Annotated in this window: 21 protein-coding genes; 13 read left to right on the plus strand and 8 right to left on the minus strand. The window is 43.7% G+C overall.

The window, feature by feature from the left end:
• Both AB4232_RS16590 and AB4232_RS16595 read right to left on the minus strand, forming a co-directional pair.
• On the minus strand, positions 1-897 hold an 897-nt coding region (locus AB4232_RS16590; RefSeq protein WP_372087554.1), incomplete at its 3' end, for a DHA2 family efflux MFS transporter permease subunit.
• A 3-nt stretch (positions 898-900) separates the two neighbouring features.
• Positions 901-1,965, minus strand: a complete 1,065-nt coding sequence (locus AB4232_RS16595; RefSeq protein WP_019822141.1) for an HlyD family secretion protein — start codon at positions 1,963-1,965, stop codon at positions 901-903.
• Between the two features lie 128 nt (positions 1,966-2,093).
• Between AB4232_RS16595 and AB4232_RS16600 the strand changes: the two genes are divergently transcribed.
• Positions 2,094-2,996: a LysR family transcriptional regulator gene (locus AB4232_RS16600; protein WP_046225100.1), complete on the plus strand. Its 903-nt coding sequence runs from the start codon at positions 2,094-2,096 to the stop codon at positions 2,994-2,996.
• A gap of 71 nt (positions 2,997-3,067) precedes the next feature.
• On the opposite strand, the gene AB4232_RS16605 is transcribed toward AB4232_RS16600, so the two are convergent.
• The 4 genes from AB4232_RS16605 to AB4232_RS16620 all read right to left on the minus strand — a co-directional run bounded on the left by AB4232_RS16605 (position 3,068) and on the right by AB4232_RS16620 (position 8,355).
• Positions 3,068-5,383, minus strand: coding sequence for a glycoside hydrolase (locus tag AB4232_RS16605; RefSeq protein ID WP_372087555.1), 2,316 nt, complete (start codon positions 5,381-5,383; stop codon positions 3,068-3,070).
• Positions 5,384-5,502: 119 nt separating this feature from the next.
• A complete protein-coding gene (locus AB4232_RS16610; protein ID WP_372087556.1) occupies positions 5,503-6,321 on the minus strand; it encodes a DUF2861 family protein in 819 nt (272 codons plus the stop codon).
• Complete coding sequence (locus AB4232_RS16615) at positions 6,318-6,968, minus strand: response regulator transcription factor (RefSeq protein ID WP_372087557.1); 651 nt, start codon at positions 6,966-6,968, stop codon at positions 6,318-6,320. The genes AB4232_RS16610 and AB4232_RS16615 overlap by 4 nt, the downstream gene beginning before the upstream one ends.
• A complete protein-coding gene (locus AB4232_RS16620; protein ID WP_372087558.1) occupies positions 6,946-8,355 on the minus strand; it encodes a DUF3404 domain-containing protein in 1,410 nt (469 codons plus the stop codon). Before AB4232_RS16620 ends, AB4232_RS16615 begins: the two co-directional genes overlap by 23 nt.
• Positions 8,356-8,598: 243 nt before the next feature.
• On the opposite strand from AB4232_RS16620, the gene AB4232_RS16625 reads away from it, so the two are divergent.
• The 9 genes from AB4232_RS16625 to AB4232_RS16665 all read left to right on the plus strand — a co-directional run bounded on the left by AB4232_RS16625 (position 8,599) and on the right by AB4232_RS16665 (position 16,406).
• Positions 8,599-9,132 (plus strand): YbhB/YbcL family Raf kinase inhibitor-like protein, encoded by a 534-nt coding sequence (locus tag AB4232_RS16625; RefSeq protein WP_372087559.1) that lies wholly within the window; start codon positions 8,599-8,601, stop codon positions 9,130-9,132.
• A 130-nt stretch (positions 9,133-9,262) separates the two neighbouring features.
• Positions 9,263-10,045 carry a helix-turn-helix transcriptional regulator gene (locus AB4232_RS16630; RefSeq protein ID WP_372087560.1) on the plus strand — a complete coding sequence of 261 codons (783 nt, stop codon included), beginning with the start codon at positions 9,263-9,265 and terminating at the stop codon, positions 10,043-10,045.
• Positions 10,046-10,169: 124 nt separating this feature from the next.
• A complete protein-coding gene (locus AB4232_RS16635; RefSeq protein WP_372087561.1) occupies positions 10,170-11,549 on the plus strand; it encodes a D-serine ammonia-lyase in 1,380 nt (459 codons plus the stop codon).
• 150 nt (positions 11,550-11,699) lie between these two features.
• Positions 11,700-12,479: a hypothetical protein gene (locus AB4232_RS16640; RefSeq protein ID WP_372087562.1), complete on the plus strand. Its 780-nt coding sequence runs from the start codon at positions 11,700-11,702 to the stop codon at positions 12,477-12,479.
• 288 nt (positions 12,480-12,767) lie between these two features.
• A complete protein-coding gene (locus tag AB4232_RS16645; RefSeq protein WP_372087563.1) occupies positions 12,768-13,136 on the plus strand; it encodes a hypothetical protein in 369 nt (122 codons plus the stop codon).
• A gap of 123 nt (positions 13,137-13,259) precedes the next feature.
• Positions 13,260-13,637 carry a VOC family protein gene (locus AB4232_RS16650; protein ID WP_135384303.1) on the plus strand — a complete coding sequence of 126 codons (378 nt, stop codon included), beginning with the start codon at positions 13,260-13,262 and terminating at the stop codon, positions 13,635-13,637.
• A 154-nt stretch (positions 13,638-13,791) separates the two neighbouring features.
• The gene (locus tag AB4232_RS16655; RefSeq protein WP_372087568.1) at positions 13,792-14,250 is read left to right on the plus strand and encodes a hypothetical protein; all 459 of its coding nucleotides are present in this window, start codon (positions 13,792-13,794) and stop codon (positions 14,248-14,250) included.
• A 357-nt stretch (positions 14,251-14,607) separates the two neighbouring features.
• A complete protein-coding gene (locus AB4232_RS16660; RefSeq protein ID WP_372087564.1) occupies positions 14,608-15,468 on the plus strand; it encodes a delta-class carbonic anhydrase in 861 nt (286 codons plus the stop codon).
• A 311-nt stretch (positions 15,469-15,779) separates the two neighbouring features.
• Positions 15,780-16,406 carry a LysE family translocator gene (locus AB4232_RS16665; protein WP_017079152.1) on the plus strand — a complete coding sequence of 209 codons (627 nt, stop codon included), beginning with the start codon at positions 15,780-15,782 and terminating at the stop codon, positions 16,404-16,406.
• Between the two features lie 102 nt (positions 16,407-16,508).
• On the opposite strand, the gene AB4232_RS16670 is transcribed toward AB4232_RS16665, so the two are convergent.
• Positions 16,509-17,891: an MATE family efflux transporter gene (locus AB4232_RS16670; protein WP_372087565.1), complete on the minus strand. Its 1,383-nt coding sequence runs from the start codon at positions 17,889-17,891 to the stop codon at positions 16,509-16,511.
• Between the two features lie 364 nt (positions 17,892-18,255).
• Between AB4232_RS16670 and AB4232_RS16675 the strand changes: the two genes are divergently transcribed.
• The 3 genes from AB4232_RS16675 (at position 18,256) to AB4232_RS16685 (ending at position 19,872) form a co-directional block, all read left to right on the plus strand.
• Positions 18,256-18,570: a hypothetical protein gene (locus AB4232_RS16675; protein WP_026012397.1), complete on the plus strand. Its 315-nt coding sequence runs from the start codon at positions 18,256-18,258 to the stop codon at positions 18,568-18,570.
• A gap of 120 nt (positions 18,571-18,690) precedes the next feature.
• Entirely contained in the window at positions 18,691-18,909 is a 219-nt protein-coding gene (locus AB4232_RS16680) for a hypothetical protein (protein WP_372087566.1), read from the plus strand.
• 372 nt (positions 18,910-19,281) lie between these two features.
• Positions 19,282-19,872 carry a hypothetical protein gene (locus tag AB4232_RS16685; protein ID WP_017092111.1) on the plus strand — a complete coding sequence of 197 codons (591 nt, stop codon included), beginning with the start codon at positions 19,282-19,284 and terminating at the stop codon, positions 19,870-19,872.
• Positions 19,873-20,301: 429 nt separating this feature from the next.
• Here AB4232_RS16685 and AB4232_RS16690 read toward each other — a convergent pair.
• Positions 20,302-20,529 (minus strand): hypothetical protein (locus tag AB4232_RS16690; RefSeq protein ID WP_372087567.1); only part of this gene is annotated, 228 nt, incomplete at its 5' end.

Raw genomic sequence — 20,529 nt, forward strand, 5'->3', positions numbered from 1 at the left:
AACATAAATAGAGCCGAGCAGCGCCATCCCTAGAATCAAATAGGCAATACAAGACATAGCAAACTGCCCATCCCGCAATAGCCGTAAATTCACCAGCGGCTTTTTGTGTTGGAGTTCGTTTATCACAAAGTAAACCAAACTCACCGCCGACACGATACTCAAGCCAATAATAAAGCTCGAACTGAACCACTCTTCACGGTTACCTTCTTCTAGTACCACTTCCAAACAACCTAGCCCTAACGCCATGGTCGCGATACCAAACCAGTCGGCTTTTTTCAGTGTGCCAAGGTCGAGCTTTTCATCATCCAAGCCATATCGGATCATGGTGATCACAAGCAAAGCAGGCGGAATATTGATATAGAAAATATAGTGCCACGAGAAGTTCTCCGTCAGCCAACCACCAAATGTTGGGCCGATCGATGGAGCAAAGGTCGCGGTTACGCCAAACAGTGCCATACCCACAGCACGTTTGTTAACAGGTAATAACTGAATCACTAACGAGAAAGCAAGCGGGATTAAAGCACCACCACTGAAGCCTTGCATCGCGCGGAATACAATCATCGAGGTCATGTTCCAAGAAAACGAACACAACAAAGATGAAATGGTGAAGATGGCCGTCGTCCACGTGATATAACGGCGTTTACCGAGCGCTTTAGAAAGCCAACCACTGAGTGGGATAGCGATCATCTCTGCGACTAGGTAAGACGTAGAGATCCACGAGCTTTCATCTAAGGTGGCAGACAGCGCGCCTTGAATATCTTTGAGAGACGAGTTGGTGATCTGAATATCCAAGATCGCCATAAACGCGCCAATCAAACCGCCAAATAGGGCGATCCAATGGCGTCTAGAAACCACTCCATCATCATTAGTTTGGGTGACAACACCAGCGTTACTCATGGTCTAGCCTCGTTTATCGATGGTCGCTACCACAGACAAACCAGGAAGCAGTCTACCTTTCAATTCTTGCTGATCTGGAATGGTAATTTTCACCGGTACACGTTGAACGATTTTAGTGAAGTTACCGGTCGCGTTTTCTGGCGGCAGTAGCGCAAACTTTGCACCAGTCGCAGGGGAGAAGCTGTCGACAACGCCTTCGAGTGGTTGTCCCGGGAAGGCATCTAATTCAACTTCTACGGATTGACCTTTGTGAATGCCGCTTAGCTGTGTTTCTTTGAAGTTAGCTTCGATCCACACTTGGTTGTTTGGTACCAAACTCATCAATGGCGCGCCGGCTTGAATCAACAGACCTTCTCGCACGCTGCGTTTGCCAATTACACCATCTGCTGGCGCGTAAACTTTGGTGTAATCAAGGTTAAGTTGTGCTTGATCTCTTTGTGCTTGAGCTTCAGTCACGGATGCGTTTGCTTGTTCGATTTCACTCGCAATCACGATTAGTTGATCATTACTTGCGACAAGGTTTGCTTTCGCTTCTTCAAGTTCTGCTTGGGTGACTTTTTGTTGTGCGACCATGCTGTCGACTTCATCTTGCGAAGCATAGTTACGCTTTAATAAGCTACGAGAACGCACGACTTGTTGGATTGCACGCTCGTATTCAGCTTGTGCGGAATCAACACGGCTCTCGGCTTGATTTATTTGGCTACGTTGTAACGTTTGTTGAGCGATAAGGTTGTGTACGCTTGATTGAACGACGCTTAAATGCGCATTCGCCTGAGCAAGTGCAGATTGGTAATCACGATCATCAATTTGAACCAACAAGTCACCTTGTTTAACCGATTGGTTATCACTCACGTAAGACTTAACAATATAACCTGACACCTTCGGGCTTATATTAGTGATGTCGCCTTGTAGGTAGGCATTGTCGGTAGATTCAAAGTATTGGCCATAGCCGTACCAATATCCGGCACCAGCAAGACCTAATGACAGCATGATCGCAGTAGCAATAAGCGGAGCTTTTTTACGTTTTTTTGTGCTTACTGATTGCGAAGCGTTATTGTTCTCTGTCATTTTTTATTTCTCATTTTGTTTTTATTTAGATGTAACGAATTGTAAATGAATTCGATTGATTGATAAGATAGGAAAAAAGGGAAACACTGTTGCAATAATCTTACTAATAGGGCTTTGGGAGAAGTACGATGGACTTAAATGCTGTGACTGTTTTTACACAAGTTGTTGATTGTGGGAGTTTCACGCACGCGGCTGAAGCATTGAACATGACCAAGTCGACCGTCAGCCGAAAGCTAGACGAGCTGGAGCAGCACCTAGGTGTGAGGTTGATCACTCGTTCGACACGAAGTTTAGTTTTAACGCCAGAGGGTGAGCGCTTTTATCAGTCGAGCATGCAGATGCAAGAGATCATGAACCAAGCTGAGTTAGAGGTTTCTGCCAATCAGGACTTGATCCGAGGGCAGTTGAATGTTGTGTTGCCTGTCGAATTGGGACATCAAGTATTAGCCACATACATCCACAGTTTCCTAAAAGAGCACCCAAACGTGACTTTGAACTTAGAACTGTCGAATCGAGAAGTCGACATCATTGCAGAGGGGATCGATCTTTACGCACAAATTGGTGAGCTAGTGGACTCGAGCTTGGTTTCTCGCTACCTCACAACATCGAAGCGTGTATTGGTAGCCAGCCCTGAGTATTTAGAGCAGTTCGATGAAATCTCTTCGCCCAATGATCTTGAACCGCCATTCAGAATGATTGAGGTGGTGAACAAGGCGGCACGTCTACCTAAGTGGCATTTGCAATTAGAAGGCGGAGAGTCGATTTTGATCGATCTGCCGTGCCAGTTGCGGGTGAATACCATCACGGCATGCCTAACAGCTTGTGTGGATGGGCTCGGCTTGGCGGTGCTTCCTGAATTCATTTGTCGGGAACACTTCAAGACAGGTAAGCTGATTCGTTTGTTACCTGAATATGAGATGCCAGAAGTTTCAGTAAGCCTAGTGTATGCAGACAGGCAGTTGATGCCGAAACGTAAAAAGGTCTTTATCGACTATCTACTGACTGCCTTTCAAAATAGGAAGCAAAAGTAACGGGGAAAACCTTAGCGGGTAAATAAGTGCTTAGGCTTCCTATTATTCGTTTTGTCTAAACCGTATCGAAGCTAACTATGATTGGGTTGCCAGTCGACGACTTGCCCATTCGCCAATATAGCTTTGACCGATAGGGCAGCAATATCGATACCGTTGTAACGAAATGCCTTGTCGGAGAAGTTGGCAATGATCTTACTCCCGTCACTGAACTCGGTTTGTTGAACGTCTCCGCTTTTGTCTAACCAGTCGAAATCGACCAACTGTTTATCCCATAACTGCTCGTGCATTGGTTCAAAGCCATCTTGATAGTGTTTGAGTGCTTTGATCCTTGGGCTTGAACTTGATAAAGCTTCATCTCTGGTTAAGTGAACCATCGGGGGTGTGTTGTACAGCATGGCGATTAAGTCACGTTCTGCTTGTACATTAGTGAATTTAAGGCTGTCTGAGTGCCAATGGTGCGTATTGATTACTTCATCATGGAAAACGGCTTGGTATAACGGAATTCGATATTGTGGCGAAAACAGTAGCGATTTGTAGGGCTCTTTAACGTCGGCGGGTTTAAAGAAGAAGTCAGGCTTGTGGTCTGGGTACCAACGACCTAAGTAATAGGGAGATCGGCGATTCTCTTTCATGTCTTTATCTGTCCAGCCAAAACCAACTGTTTCTAAGCCGTGCGCAAACGCGATGCCTTTTGTTGTTAGGCTGTTGCCGTCTTCAGAGCCTAATACTAACGATGGTTGCTCGCTTAGCCACTGCATTCGGTTGTTGAAGGCAGAAAGCATATCCGACTCACTGCTATTATCGCTGTAGTCCTCACGCGCCATCGCAGTTGCATCAACATCTAGGAACAGGCTATTGAAGTGACCAAAGCGCATGATATCTGCGGCGCGCTGTTTTACATAATCCAAATGGCAATTCGGGTTCAAGTAAAACCCGTTACCTCGAAACCCTTTTTTTAGGCTGCCATCCGCTAGTTCAATCGCACAACTTTGACGCATCGGCTCTGGTAATTGAGCGGTTAGCCAGTTGTCATTGAGCTTCGCTGGAATGGCTGTGTTGTAGGAGTCATAGGTTCCAACCAGATAACCAGATTGCTTAGCCAGTTCAACTGCATTCGGTTGGTAGAGAGCTGGCATCCAATTATCGAAGCCTAACCAAAGCTTGTTTAATCCTCCTTTGTTCAGATTGTTGACCATGCCTGATGACAAGGCTTGTCCCCAAGTATCCGGTGCATTGAGATAAGAAGAGGCGTTCTTAATCAACCAGCTTTTCTTGCTCTGAGCAGCGGTGTGTTGAGCTTTAATGGTGTTATCAGCAAGTGTTGGCGTGGCAACAGGGTACAAGCTTTGTAATGACTGGCTAATAGAGTCCAACAACAGTTGTTTATGATACTGGCTAAACCAATCTTTGCCTTTAGACAGAGGGGATAACTCTCGCTTCGCTTCACTTGAAATGTTTAATTGAGAGTCCTCTAGATACCAAGCGTTTAATCCCCACCAGTCGCTCACATCTTGGATGCTTAATGGGTCTTTACCAAACAAGTAGACGTGGCTTGCGCCGATCAGCTTATTTACATCTGGGTTACGCTTTTGCTTTTCAACAAGCGATTCAGAGAGACCATTTTCAATTCGCCAATCGCGATAGTGTTTGGCGCCATCTAACCAAGAGTCTCCAAGTGTTATCCGAACCGTAAAAGGCTGTGATTGATTCAGCGTTGTAAATTGGTGTGAAGCGCTCATATCAATCTTGGTCTTCTCATCAGAGGACGTACCCGACGATACATCAGAAAAGAACAATTGGTTGTTTGTCGGATTCATCATCTGATAACTGATGAATTGATCGTTCTGCTGTACCGTCCAAAAAGGCATTTTTAGGTCTTGAGTGGTGTTGCTTCCTGAATGGTTTTCGACTAGGTAATTGGCCCGCTGCTTATTGTTGGTAGGAACGCGCATACCCTCACTAAAGGGCAGAAATAGAGTCTGAGTTTGTTGTTCTGCTAGGTCAAACCAAACGAGTTCAATGGGTTGGTTTCGTTTTACTTGTGTGTTTTCAGGTAAGGTGAATTGGACAAGAAGATTATGTTCCTTCAACTCAGCTTCAACATTGATTCCGCTCGGCATGAGTGTCCAAGATGCCTTGGTTTTTGAGTCTATGACTAGGTGAGTAACTTTTTGAGGTTGACGATCAACGGTCAAAGCAGTGCTATTAACACTTAAGCCATTCCAATCTATCGCTAATGTTTTTGTTGAAATCGATACTGTGTCGCTGTTGTTGGTATTAGTTAGCGTTATCTGGCTGTCTTGCGCGTTTACTGAGAACGCACAACTGCTAAAGAGAGCCGCAATGGCGAAAGGCGTAAAGTTAAGGTGGTGACGAACGTTGACCATATCTAGATTCCGTAAAGGGTAAGTACGGTCATTACACCCAAGTCGCGTTGGTGTTTTGTCACCTATTTGTCTCTATTCTTTCCCTTAGGCGTTTAATGCCATTGTATAGCGAGCTTAACTTAGAAAGGCACCGCGACACGTTGGACATATTGGATTTCAATCGCACCTTGGTATTCAAACATTTCAACCGATGCACTCAAATGTTTGGCTTTAGTTGCCGAAGGACTTTCTGTCGGAACTGTTGTTTCAAGTGACTTGATTGGCACCTTGAAACCCAACATATCGTAATTTTCGTCAAACCACTGCCAACTGACATTGGCGTCTGGGCAGTTGTCGATTATCTCAGGCGGTGTTACCACAATGTGAGGGTCGTTGAGTTTGCTTTCGAGTGTTAGCCACCGCTTGTTGTCGTCTAAAGCAACAATAATAGGGTAGTTGTTCGAACCTATCGTTAACTGATAAACGCCCGATTCCGGTTTGATGAACATCTCACTGGTTTCAATCTCTTGATATTCGACATCAGAATTGAGTTGTCCGTCGATAACCACTTTCCCATCAGGCGAGACCAGAGAAATACGTTGTGTTTGATCTTCTAACACTTCGCTGAGTTGCTCCGCAGACACTTTGATCTGATAGCCTTGTGATGAAAGACCGTGGCGCTTGATGAAGCTGACTTGAATGTGGTTGTTGGGCGTAGCACTTTGTTCAAGAGTGCTTCCACATTGAGTCCGACTCAGGATTTCTTGTTTAACGGGTAGCCAAAGCTGACTATTAAGCTCCGCCTGATCAAGCGCGATTTGCAGTTCTTGCCATGCCACTTGCGGTTGACCATCGAGCAGCGATTGATAGGTGTGTTGCAATGGCGTGTTTGTAAACCAAGCCGCATTACACGCAAAGGGCAATGTACAGAACAGTGCTGTTAGAGAGCTTACTTTCATTGTGATTCCCCAGCCAAACGATAACCAACTCCACGATGCGTCTCTAGATTTAGCGTTGGTAGCTTTTGACGTAAACGCAGTATGTGGTTATCAACGGTTCTTGTGCTTGGGAAGGCTTGATAACCCCAAATTTTATTGAGCAACTCATCTCGATGAAACACACGACTTTGGTTCTGAATAAACAGTACCAATAGCTGAAACTCTTTAGGTTTCAACGTGATTGGACTTTCATCCAGATAAGCGATCCGTTCCGACAAGTTGATTTGGATATTTGCGTAATTTAAGTGGCTAACACCTAGCGGCCGAAGCTGCGTAATGACTCTCGCAAGCAATTCATCGTTCGAAAATGGCTTAGTCACGTAATCTTTGGCACCTGCCATTAAACCTTCAACACGTTGTTGAACTTCAACTTTGGCGGTCAACACAATTACAGGAAGGGCTTTGATCAGTAACCAATTAGGTAAGTGTCGCAAGCTGTCGCCGTCTTCAAGTTGTCGATCAAGCACCACGAGATCGGCTCGTAACCACAGCTTACTGGCACTCTGAGCATCTTGCACCCAAAGGCATTGATAACCATTGGACTCAAAGAAGCTGACGAGGCCTTGTCCAAGCAGTTGGTCGTCTTCAATCAGCAGTAGGGTGTTCATAAGCAATTTCCAAAATACATCGGGTTGGGTTACGAAGAATAATGAGGCGGCCATTCGCTTGCTTCATCAAGTGCTCGACAATAGTCAGGCCAATGCCCATGTTATCCAGTTTGTGCGTTTCACTTGGCGTGACACGAGATATGAGTCGTTGTATCGGCGAAGGGAAGTGCCCCTCGTCTTGTATCTCAATCTTCAGCTTGTCACCGAGTTCGACCTTTACCAAAACCTCGCCTTTACCGTGTTGTTTGGCATTCTTGATTAGATTATCCAAGCAGATGGTTAGCCAGTAATAAGGAAGGTTCAGTTCAACTTCACGCGCTTCACATTGATAAGAAATATTGTGCTTTTCACATACATGATCAAGCCACTCTTCTAATGATGCGTTTTGTTTTAACAAAGGTTCTGATTGGTCCGAACTTAGGTACACTTTGCTGTTTTCGGTGAGCTGAGAAAGCCTTTGGTAGTCCGAGATTAAACGCCAAACTGCCCCTTGGGTCTCATCGGGAAAATCGTCGTAACGATTTCTGAACATCTCGACGGTTAGACCTAGGCTAGTAATTGGCGTGCGCAGTTCATGAGTGAGAAGCTGTAAAACGAACTGCCTCTCTTTTCGTTGTTTTGTTCTTAGGTATAAGACTCGGCCGAGTCCGGAAAACAATGTTAACAGCAACGTAAAGATCAACGTTTTTATGATCAGGTTGTCGTTGCTCGACTCGCTCAGGCACAGGTTACTGTAACGAAAAGAACAGCTTTCGGCTGACAAGGTCACTTCTTGTTGCTCGGCAATAGGTTTCCAAACCTCCGATGGAATTGCTTTCCAACCTTGTTCGCCACTCAACCAAAGCACATCACCTTGTTGCCAAGCGCGGTATCCATTGAGCAGTACTTCTCTGCCTTGCGTGGTTAAGTTTTCTAGCTTGGAAAATAACGGATGCAAAGGATTGCTGATACTCAAAAAAGGATGAATCTGTTCACTGTTTTCTGGGTAACGAGCAACATAACGATCAGCGAAGCTACCACCAGCAGGGTGTCGTTTTGAGTGTGCCGCGAACCAGATTGAATCCAAGGGTTGTTGTTGACACACAGCGAGTTCGAATTCGATGGCATCGTTCAAAGAAGGGTTGGAGCTTTCAATCGCTTGACAGTGATCTTGTATCGAGGCTAGTGCGGCGATGTCTTCCCAACTGAATTTGTTGAAATCCGGGTAGCGGCTGCTTTCCTGAAGAAGTGCTTTCGGGTACTGGGTTAACTCTTTCTGAGAAACTGAGATAGGAGACGATTGCCAGCTCAATTGATACAGAGTTTGCCACTTGTCTTGCAAACTTTGGGCATTGGCTAGTGTAGGGAGCCAAAAGGTTAAGCAAAGAGCCAATGTAAACCTGTGCATCCAATCATTCTCGTTAAAAGTCGTGGGGCGAGTCTAAAGAGTTTTGGACGTGATTTGTAACCTGAATGTCAACAAGTGTTCCTTTAACAACAAATTGTCGAGTGGGTCATGCTTTTAAATAATAAAGTAAAAATACAGTAAGTATCATTTGTTTGGGTTAAATTAGATAATTGTGTACTTATTGTCATCACTGGGCGTGTGGAGGGAACTATACTGGACTCATACCTAATAAGAGGAACTATCATGAAACTCATCATCAAATCAGTATTAGCAATTAGTATTTTGGCGGCAAGCTCTGCTCAAGCGTTCGAATTAATCAGCAACGATATTCAAGAAGGTCACCCAATGGCGAAGACTTTTGAATACTCAAGTTGGGGGTGTGACGGCGATAACCTATCACCACAATTAATGTGGAAAGATGCACCAGCAGGCACTAAAAGCTTTGCTATCACAGCTTATGATCCAGATGCACCGACTGAAAGTGGTTTCTGGCACTGGGTCGCGTTTGATATTCCAGCAACAGTGAGCGACCTACCTCGCGGTGTCGATATCTCTAAAGTGGGTGGCAAAGAAGGCCGAATCGATTATGGAACGGTAGGTTTCGGTGGCGCTTGTCCTCCAGAAAAAGATGGTATGCACCGTTATCAATTCACGGTTTGGGCATTACCAACGGACAAACTTAACCTAGACGAAAACACGCCGTCGGCAGTGGTTGGATTCACGTTGAACAGCATGGCTTTAGACAAAGCGAAACTGACTACAACTTACACACGTTAATGGCTTATGTACGCTAATAATTTGAATACGTTAATAACTTATACGCGTTGATAATTGACACAAGCTAATAAAGCGACCAGTTATTGATGCGATAGCTGGTCGTTGATAATAAATAAACAAGGGGGATGAGATGAATCATCAATATCAAGTGACGATCTTTCGTGCAGAGCAGTTACAAAAACTGCGTAATGTGAGGATTCTATCCCCTAGTATTATTCAGATCATTACAGGCAGCAAGCGCCTGTTTTGGAAAGACTCAGCTGCAGAACTCTCACATTCTGAGCTGCTGTTGTGTGAGGCATCAGCGTCATTGAGTTTTGAGAACATGCCCCACAAAGGGCGTTTCCTTTCGCGTGTATTCAGTTTTCATTTCCAACCGACGCAAGCAATGCTCGATCTCAGTGAGGATCGAGCAAATGAACTGGATTTACCCACCGTGGAAGCAGAGCGAGGTTTGCAAGATTCTCTCAATGCGTTGTTTTCGTTTGATCGTCAGAGCATGAGTGAACAAACCCAACAATTTTGGTTGCAGGGTTTGTATCAGCAATTAGCCGAGAAGGGCGTGTTGCATCGATTGTTTATTAGCTCAAATGTTTCGTTTAGCCAGAAACTCAGCCACTACCTTTCGCATTCACCGGACGAGAAACATCCGTTAGAGTCGGTAGCAGAGCGCTTTGCGATGAGCCGCGCCACGCTTATCCGAAAGCTCAAACTGGAAGGTATGCAATATCGTGAGGTGTTGGCTGAAGTTCGGTTGAGTCACGCACTTTATCTGATGCAAAACGGACAGCAGAATGTGGCGATATTGGCCCAGTCTTGCGGTTACCAATCGGAAGGACGTTTTAGTCAGCGCTTTAAAGGAAAATTTGGTTTATCGCCTAGTGAGTACATCAAGACAGTGGTCAGCAATTAAGTCGTAAGACGTATCGAGCAAAGTAAGCCTAGTTAATTACAGGTCATTGAATAATTAAATAAATACCGTTTTAATAAGCTCAAAACCAAATGTTTGTAAGAGCGCAGATTGCTGTGTACCAGAGATGATGGCGTTATACCAGAGAAGGTCACCCATGACTGATTTGAACCCAAAAAGTGAATTAAATATAGAGAAGCTCACCAACGATTTCCCGTTGTTAAAACAACTTATAGCGTTAGAAGAAGTGAGTTGGTTTAACCCAAACATCACGACGTTAGAACAGGGTTTACCTTATGTGGGGTTAAGCGAAGAGGACATTCAAGATGCAAGCCTGCGATTACAAAGATTTGCCCCTTATCTGGCGAAGGCATTCCCTGAAACACAAGTGACCGATGGCATCATCGAGTCTGAGCTTGTTGACATTCCATCTATGAAATCAGTATTGCAAGCGCATTATCAGCAGCCTATCAAAGGGCGTTTGATGATGAAAAAAGACAGTCACTTGCCGATTTCAGGTTCAATCAAAGCCCGTGGTGGTATTTATGAAGTACTAACGCATGCCGAGAAGCTTGCCATTGAAGCTGGGTTACTGTGTGAGAGCGATGACTACAGTAAGTTGCTCGAACCTGAATTCCGTGACTTTTTCCAACAATACAGCATTGCCGTAGGCTCAACGGGTAACCTAGGCATGTCGATTGGCATCATGAGTGCCAAGTTAGGCTTTACAGTATCGGTTCACATGTCTGCTGATGCGAGAGCGTGGAAGAAAAACAAACTGCGTGAGCATGGTGTTAACGTGGTCGAGTATGAACAAGATTATGGCGTTGCAGTAGAACAAGGACGGAAAGAAGCGGAGCAAGACCCGCGTTGTTTCTTCATTGATGATGAAAACTCACAAACACTGTTCCTTGGCTACTCGGTGGCAGGAGAACGGCTCAAACAGCAATTTGAGCAACAACACATTTCAGTAGACAAAGAACACCCATTATTTGTTTACTTGCCATGTGGAGTAGGTGGTGGCCCCGGTGGTGTCGCATTTGGCTTGAAGATGGCCTTTGGCGACCATGTCCATTGTATTTTTGCTGAGCCGACCCATTCACCTTGCATGTTGTTGGGTGTCCATACCGGCTTGCATGACAAAATCGCAGTCCAAGATCTCGGTATTGATAATCTAACCGCAGCAGACGGGCTTGCAGTTGGCCGTGCTTCTGGTTTTGTTGGTCGAGCTATGGAACGTTTACTAGACGGCTATTACACGTTAACCGACGAACGTATGTCTCAATTGTTAGGTGAACTGAACCAAGTGGAGGGTATTCAATTGGAGCCTTCAGCACTCGCGGGTATGCCGGGCGTGATTCATGTTGAACAGAATAGAGAATACCTTGCTCGTCTAGATATTGATGAGTCGGTACTAGCCAATGCCAAACATCTTGTATGGGCGACTGGCGGAGGCATGGTGCCAGAGCAAGAAATGGCAGCTTATTTAGCAAAGTCATTAGTGTAAATTGGATAGAAAGACGGATGATTGATGAGTTAAACGAAGCAATAAGTTACGCAGATCGTTATCTCAAACACATATTTTATAAATTAGGCTTCATAGGTGTTCTAACTATCAGTTAGGTTGAGTGGCATTCAATTTGATAGGGATAGAGCGATGCAAGCACAACAGCCAAATACACCAGAAAAACTCTTACAGCGTCTAGATGCGATTGGGGAATCTTTGAAAGCTTCTGGTAAGGCGCATGCTTTATTAGGGCTAGGTTCTGTTGGCATTGAAACGGAGCGATTGGATCAGTATTCAGACGTTGATTTCTTCGCGATAGTGCAAACGGGGCACAAGCAATACTTCTTAGACAGCTTGCATTGGTTGGCTGACATTCTTCCAATCGACTATGCCGTAAGGAACACCATCGATGGCTACAAAGTACTTTATGCCGATGGAATATTTTGTGAGTTTGCGGTATTCGAACCACACGAATTAGCGCATATTCCATTTGCTGAAGGTCGTATTGTTTGGCAGGAAGCCGACTTTGATACTCAGTGCTGTGTGCCACCTGTAAAAGGTGTCGCTGAAACGAATTCTCAAGAATGGATCATCGGTGAAGCACTGACCAATCTTTATGTGGGCATGAGCCGATATAATCGCGGCGAGAAGCTTTCTGGCTCTCGCTTTGTTCAATCCTACGCGCTTGATCGTTTGATCGATCTTGTGGATCAAACTGAGCATTCTGAGCCTGAATTCGTTGATGAATTTATGTCGGATAGAAGGCTAGAAGCACGCTTTCCTAAGTTTGCTCAATTGCTACCAACCTTTACCCAAGGTTACGAGCGCACGGCTGAATCGGCACTTGCCCAACTAGCGTTCCTCAACACCCACTTCACAGTCAACCAAGCCATGTGTGACCGAATCATCGGCCTGTGTACGCGCCTGTAACGAGTTAATCCTAAGCTCTATTCCCGGGTGTAGGTCCCCCGTATTATTTGGCCGATAGCGATACTTTCAACAGGCCAAACATCGAGTATATGAAAGGGCAATTACTTGATTATAAAAAGTTTACAATACTAAAGAATTTAGCCACTAATTACTGGCTTGGATGTAAAGAAAGTCAATTGATTTGAATGGAAATTACAATTGATTTATAAAATCATTTTTATGAATGATTTTTGGGATTTGTGTAGTTAAGCTCGGTCTCAAAACCTATATTAAAGTCATGGTAATTGAATGAAAATTAACGTTCTACTCCCTTTACTACTTCCAGCTTTGCTCTTGTTGTCTGGTTGTTCAGATGTGGTAAGCAGTGAATATTCGACGTATGAAAAAGCCAAAGAAGAACGCTTGTTCGACAGAGGCTGGTTACCCGATATTCTGCCTGAATCCACTTTGAATATTAAAGTCAGCAACGATCTTGATAGTAATACGTCAGAAGGGAGTTTCATCATCAATGAACCTGCGTTATCGGAATTCATTGCGACGCTAAAGCCGACGAAATCGACCGATGAATTTCACTTCATCGAAGGCGAGAATATATGGGTGTTTAAGGTGGGTGATGATAGTTTAGTTTCCTACACGCTCAGTAAGCGCGAAGGCTAAGTTCAGTAATTCCAACCTACATTGCTGTTATGAGTTATGTGGGTTGTCGAATGACATTGTTCATCAACACGCCCTAGCCACCGCCAATAAGCCCATATCACTCTTAGTTACAGGAAGGTAATGATGGAAATCAGTCATTTAGATCACTTGGTGTTAACCGTTAAAGACTTAACCGTGACGGTGGATTTTTATCAGCGCGTGTTAGGCATGAAACCCATCCAATTCGGTGAAGGCCGCTTGGCGTTGTCGTTCGGCAATCAAAAGATAAACCTTCACCAATTCGGTAATGAGTTCGAACCAAAGGCTAGATGTGTGCAAGTCGGCAGTGCGGATCTATGTTTTATATCTAACACGCCTCTCGTTGAAGTTATTGAGCACGTTGAGAGCCAAGGCGTTGTAATAGAGGAAGGCCCAATAGCTAGAACAGGTGCGATGGGAAAGATTCAATCTATTTATATTCGAGACCCTGACGGTAACTTGATTGAGATTTCAAATTACTAGATTTGAGTCTTAAATTGCTTCCGTTTACGATCGCCTTAACCCTTAACCCTTAACCCTTAACCCTTAACCCTTAACCCTTAATCTCTGGCACTGGATATGGAAAGTCAAATAAATTACAATCGAACAATGTTTTATTGAGGTCATGTTTATCATTATGGTGAGACACTTACTCACATTCATCGTTAGTCTGTTTTTTTTAACTGCTTGCTCCACAACGAGTAATGAGCAAATCGAAGAAAAGACACTGACCAACGAAAACACTTTGTCGAACACTGTCGAAGAAGATACGGATCTAAATGTCATTGCTGAGTCTACTGATGAGATAAATGCTGATTTAGTTACAGACTCAAATATACACGCCGAGACACAAGCTGAATCAGTTGGAGCTCCTCAAGCTGATGTTGTTCAAGCTAATACTACTCAAGGAAGTGCATCTCAAGTAACCGTTAAACAAGCGACCGAAGATCAAGTCGAGACCGACAATGAAAAAGGGCTTGGAAGTTACCTATTGCTCAACAACGAACCGACTAAGAAAGTGATTAAATCTCTAGAAGGCGTGACAGACGCATTGAACGTCATGACATTTGGAATATTTGCTTCGGGTAACGGCTAAGCAGTTAACCCATCACAGTAACCAAAATGACTAAATGAAATGATGAAGGCGAGCCAAGTGGTTCGCCTTTTTGATCTTACAAACCTTGTCGTCGTTGCATTTTATATGCATTGATCGCTTATCAAGCCGATCAGTTAGGGGACAGTCAACAAAGTAGGAAATTACTCGTTCTGGAAGGGAGTAGCCGTATTTACTGTGTTTGACTTGTTCTATACATCTAGGGTTCTAATACTCATCCCGAAGTAAGCAATGAAATCTAATCTTACAAAGACAAATCTTATATTCACTTACGAGCATAGTAAGATGTTTGCTGTTAAGTGCGGTTAGGTTTAGTTATCAATATTCTAGGGAAGAAAAATGAAGAATAAGAGTGTGTTTTTAAGTGTCGCGATGGTGATGTTGTCAGCTCATGCAAATGCATCTGACGCGAACGAAGAGTCTGTATCAGATGGTGTTATTGCAGAACAAAGAGCGAAGCTTTCTGAAAACACCCAAGGGCAAGGTTTTGGCCCGCAAGCCCCACGAGATTTGGGTTCATTGAAAGGAACAAATACCAGACTGTTTTCGGGTGCCCCTGATTCAACAGCAATGAACTTATGTAATATTCACTTCCATAAAAACGCTGAGCACAAAGGTGGTGAGTTTACCCAATACGCTGGTAATGGTGATGGAAAGGGCTTCCAAAGTGGCTTTAAGTACACTGGTAAGTTGAGTGCTGCTGAGCTGAAACCATTTGAGGGCAGGGTTTGTCCGAGCGATCATGGCTCTTTGCATTCAGGTGACACCATCGAAGTGCATTATGTGTACTCGACAGCACAAGTTGAACCGGGTGAAACACTGGGCGCTTGTTTTAACGATGCAATTACCAACCCGCAACTGCGTGTAGAAACCCAAGTTTATGTATTAGTAAATGATGACAAAGCACTCGATTTCGAAGCATTGGCTAAGCACTCTAAAGTGGATGGTTTGCACCAAGCAACCAATATTCCACAAGATACTGGCTCAGCGATTCAATACGCAGGTTCTACAACAGGCCCTGGTTATAATGAACAAGGTTCGCCCTTCCAAGTAACATGGAGCGTTCGTCCACAAGTTGCGAAAGTAAACATCGCGACAGTGGGGAGTTGGTGTGAAGGCAATGACTTTAACGAAGACCACGCACACGGTGTTAGAAACATAGTCGTAAACCCTGAATTGTTGTCACCAATATCGAACTAATCTTGTTGCGTTGATTGGTAGTCAATATTTTCAAAGGCGAGCCATTAGGTTCGCCTTTTGGTTTCTTAATGAAAAACACTTTGGTGACTGGTTCAAGTTCAAGTTCAAGTTTAAGTTTAAGTTTATGTTTGGGGCTGGTGGGGCTGGTGGGGCTGAGGCTAGGTTTAAGCTTAGTGGGGAAACTACATGTCACACTTATTCAAAACATGAGTTGTGTTAAACGTGCTTAGTCAAAAACGTTCTTTACGCGAATCGAAGCTCCATGATACGTTCATGATCAATTATGTTGGGTTATAGATAAGGACAGTCCAATGTCATTAGAAGGTGCGATTACATTCTTTATTGCTATGTTTATATTTGGTATTACTCCGGGACCTGGCGTATTTGCCATTTTAGCTCGAGGCATGGTTAATGGTTGGCGAAAGTGCATCACTCTATCGTTAGGGATGATATGCAGTGATCTTATTTACCTTGCGCTTGCCTGTTTTGGTCTAGCAACGATTGCCGAGAATTGGTCGATTGCGTTTGAGGTGATTCGCTACGTTGGTGCGGCTTATTTGATTTACTTGGGCTACAAGATGTTTAAGAGCCTACCTGAAGTACAAGGCTCAGCGGAACTTGCAGCCAAACAAAGTCAGAAATCCGAACTCGCGAGTTTCGCGCAAGGCTTTTTGATTTCAGCTTCAAACCCTAAAGTGATTCTGTTTTATATTTCGTTCTTGCCGACTTTCATTGATCTGACAGTTCTGCGCTCACAAGATATTGTCTTGGTTTCTGGTTTAGCATCTGTTGCTCTAATGTCCGGTTTAATGCTTATCGCTGTAGGAGCGGGCAGAATGGCAGGTTTGCTGAAAACGCCACGCGCGCATAGAAGATTAAATCAAAGTGCTGGTGGAATAATGATTGCTGCTGGATCATATTTGGCGATAAACAGATAAATACAGTTCAATTTAAACAGAAAAAGCGCGTTGTTGCATAGTGGCAGTAACGCGCTTTTTTGCATTTATTTTCCGGTGTGGTATTCGCTTACTAGAGCAGTATTAGCGAATTGCTGCGTTAATTGAAGGCAGTAAATCGCGCTTCTTAATCACGTATCGCAAGCGAATTAACATCAGCGTAGCAGAGATACTTAAACCCGTAAGAATACCAATCCAAAACCCTTCTTCCCCCATTGCTGGAACAATGTGGTCCGTTAGTCCGAGCACCATGCCGAGTGGTAGTGCCAAGCCCCAGTATGAAGCAATGGCTAACATCATCGGGATCTTAGTATCTTTATAGCCACGTAATGCGCCGTTAGCAGAGGTTTGCAGAGCATCACTGAATTGATACATAGCAGTGAAGGTCAACAATACCGCTGCTGTCGCACTTATTGCAGGGTCGTTAGTGTAGAGCCTGATGATCCACTCTGGGAACAACAGGAACATCGCAACCGAAAGCAAGGAAATTAACGCTGCAACTAAGATACCGACTTTACTGCGTTCAATTGCGCCTAGTTCGTCTTTCTCACCCAAAGCGTGACCAACACGAATCGTAATACCAAACGAGATACTCATCGGAATCACGTAAGTCAGGCTCGAAATGTTAAGTGCAATTTGCGCGGCTGCCACGTTCTCTGCACCAATACGACCAATCATCAGTGCGATTACCGCAAAGATACTGCCACACACCGCGATGTTCATCCCGATAGGTAAACCTAATCTTAGAAGGTGAAGCATCTCTTTTGCTTTTGGTTTAGCGTCTGCAAAACTAATAATGGTTTTGTAGTGGTGATGACCTTTAATGTAGGAATACAGCATTCCTGACATTAACCAATAAACCAAGCTTGTCGCCCAGCCACAACCCACAGCGCCCATTTCAGGGAAGCCAAACTTACCGTAAATAAGCACGTAGTTGACCGGAATATTCACCAACAAACCAACCACAGAAATGATCATCGGCACTTTGGTGTTGTTCATACCCTCACAGAAGCCATTCAAGGTGTAGAACAGGGCAATACCCGGCACACCAAAGGCGAGGGCGAACGCATAATCACTGCCAATTGGAATGATCTCAGCGGCAACACCAATCCATTCTAAGATCGGTTTCGCACTCACTAAATAAGCGATAAGTAATACGCTAGCAATTAATGCCAACCAAACCATCTGGAAGAATTCAACAGAGATACTTTGAAAGTCGCGTGCACCGCGGTGGTAAGCAACAACGGGTGTTAAGGCCATAATCACACCACGTAGTAGCAGCAATACAGGAATCCAAAGGCTTGTGCCGAGTGCAATAGCGGCGAGGTCGGCAGGGCTTACTTGGCCAGCCATTGTCGTATCGACAAATCCCATCGCTTGGGTAGCTATTTGAGTCAAAATGATTGGAACCGAAAGATGCATAAGCGCACCCGATTCACGAGTAAAAGGACGAAATTTCGTTAGCATGGAAGTTCACAACACCAATATAAATACACGAATGATGGCAGGATGGCCGGTGTGCATTTTAGGATGTGCCCCGTTGGGCGGGCGACAATATAAACACCTTACCGTATAGGGTCAAGCTTTGGATTTATAGAGTTTCACTTGCTCCGAGGTACGGATAGGTTCTGATGGTTACAACACGGGTTTAACGCGCGTAAGTTCATGATTTCGTGGGAATCATGCTAGATGGATAATTTATATATTTGCCACGCTAATCACTAAGGTTGTGGTATGAGTGATTGTTATGGAAAGACAAAGGCTAGTACAATTGGTGACCTAATGAACTAGGCAGAATTTTCTGTAGCACAGCTGTTATACAAATACAGGGATGAAAATGGAAATTACAGTTAAGAAAATATCGAAAAGGTCTCTTTTCAAAATGCTCTTTATCGGCTTTAGCCTGAGCTTCTTTGTCTTCTTTTTAGTATGTGGTATCGCATCTATATTTGGTGCGGAGACTGTAAAGTGGGATGAAACACCAGTAACGGGCATATCAGGCCTGCTGCTCGCCTTGGCAATGTGGCCAATATTTAGTTTGTTTCTAACATTATTTATGTGGTGCTTTGTAGCATTTGGCTTGTGGATTTACTCTTTGGTTAAACCTCTGAACCTGCTCTTTAAAGAAACTGCAGAGCACAATTAACCACTTGTATAACAAGAAGGTTAAGTTTGATTCACAATGTTTGGCACTTTCAATTCAAGCCGATTTTGAGTTTATGGCAAAATGGATTAGCCAAGGTGTTAGCATTCAATTGAGGTAGTAATGTACGAAGTTGTTTATAATATAAAGTTTGAAGGGTTGTGGTCACTTTGTTTCGCTCTTCCCGGTTTGTTATTTATATATATTTCGGCTGAAGGTTATAAAAATAGAAAGAAATTATCCAGCTGGGATGTGCAAGTTGTTGGTAAGCCAGCGACTGAACAAAGCATAGGTATGGCTTTCAAAATACTCCTCATTTTTAAGTGCTTTGGGCTGCTTTGAGTGGGGCGGCTTAATAGTTCAATTATATTCCCTTTTATCTGATTACGGTCAGGGTGAATATGATGTTGTTGAAGGAAGTGTTGAGAACTTTAACCCGATGCCTTATGGAGGGCATCAACAGGAAAGTTTTACTGTTGAGGGTGTTAAATTTAGTTATTCAGACTTTAGTATCTCCCCTGGTTTTAATAATACTAAGTCGCATGGCGGGCCTATAAGAAAAGGGTTAAGGTATCACATATAGATAAGCTTGAAGTGATGCGCTAAACACCGTGGTTTTTTATGCTACTTAGGTCTCTACTTAAACAGCATAGTTTTCCTATTCTGTTTGATTGTATAAAAGCGACCCTACGGAAATTGTTGGAGGATGTGTCGATGACTTGTCTTAAGTGCCAAGAAAAAAGTGTTACTGATTTTTGTGTCAAAGTGCCTAAAAAATTTCTTTGGTTTTCATGGTATGGATATCAAAGACAGACCTTATGTCGAGAACATTTATTATCGGAATATCGCAAGTCATTTACTACGTCACAAGCACGATTGGTTGTCTTCTCCCCCGACTTTGAATACAAAAGAAAAGGTCTCTATCAATACCTTCCAACTCCATTGCGTGAATTTGAAGAGTTTGCCCTTCACGATAATAAACAAGGGGAAAGAAAAGAAGATTTAATTGCTCTGAAAGAGACCTTTCGAAAATTACGTGGGTTTTGCGAGAAATGCGGCAAACCGGCACAGGTTGCTTTTTTTTGCACTGGTTCTTTTGCATGGGAACAAAAACCTTTTTCACCATGCACGACAAGTGATCAGGTCATCATTTCTTCTATCTGTGCGCAGCCTGAAATTCTGTGTATGCAGTGCTGTTATTCGCAGGTTGAACCCTCATTATCCGCGTGCGATTTAAAGCGAATTGGTGGAATTCACGCTCTTCCTCAACATGGAGAGCATTGTTTAATTGGGGTTGAAGAATGAAACATGATTATATTTTGCAGACCCGGTTAAAGATGGGGCACACAAATATTACATACTAGTTCTGTTTTTGATTGTCTCTAAGGCACTGTCGAAAGCGTCCCTTAAGGGCTCAGCTCAAATTTATTGCCACAAAGCCAGTAGAAAAACAAAAAGACCAATCCCAAGCGTTACTTTTAGAAGCAAGCCAAGAGGGGCTCCACCTTTTGGCGCTTTATTGCAACATCCCATAATCAGTTCCTAATTCATCGTTGGTTTCACTCAACCATAAACCTTTCCCTTACGGTAAGGTCAATGCTTTCTTAGTCATATAATCTGAAAAACAAAAAAGCGAACCAAGTGGTTCGCTTTTGTTTATCTAAAATCTACATGATCACAGATAACTAAGATGGAAACTCGCTACCTTTCTGTATCAATCGTTTGGAAATCACGTTAAGGATAACCAAGTTGGAAACTTTTGGTAATTTGGAAGTCTGGTTGAACTCTGTAGCGATAACCAAAATGGAAACTAGGAGGGTAGTAGTGATTAGACTGTTTTAGCTTCCATACAGCGAACCGCCACTGTTTGATATAGTTAAACATCATTGAGAAATGGCCTGCTAGAGCTTCATTTTTTGTGGCACTCTCTTTCAAATCTCTTATTCTGATGTTTTTCGCAAA

It is taken from the genome of Vibrio sp. 10N.286.46.A8 (assembly GCF_041470165.1).
Taxonomy (GTDB): Bacteria; Pseudomonadota; Gammaproteobacteria; order Enterobacterales; family Vibrionaceae; genus Vibrio; species Vibrio tasmaniensis_A.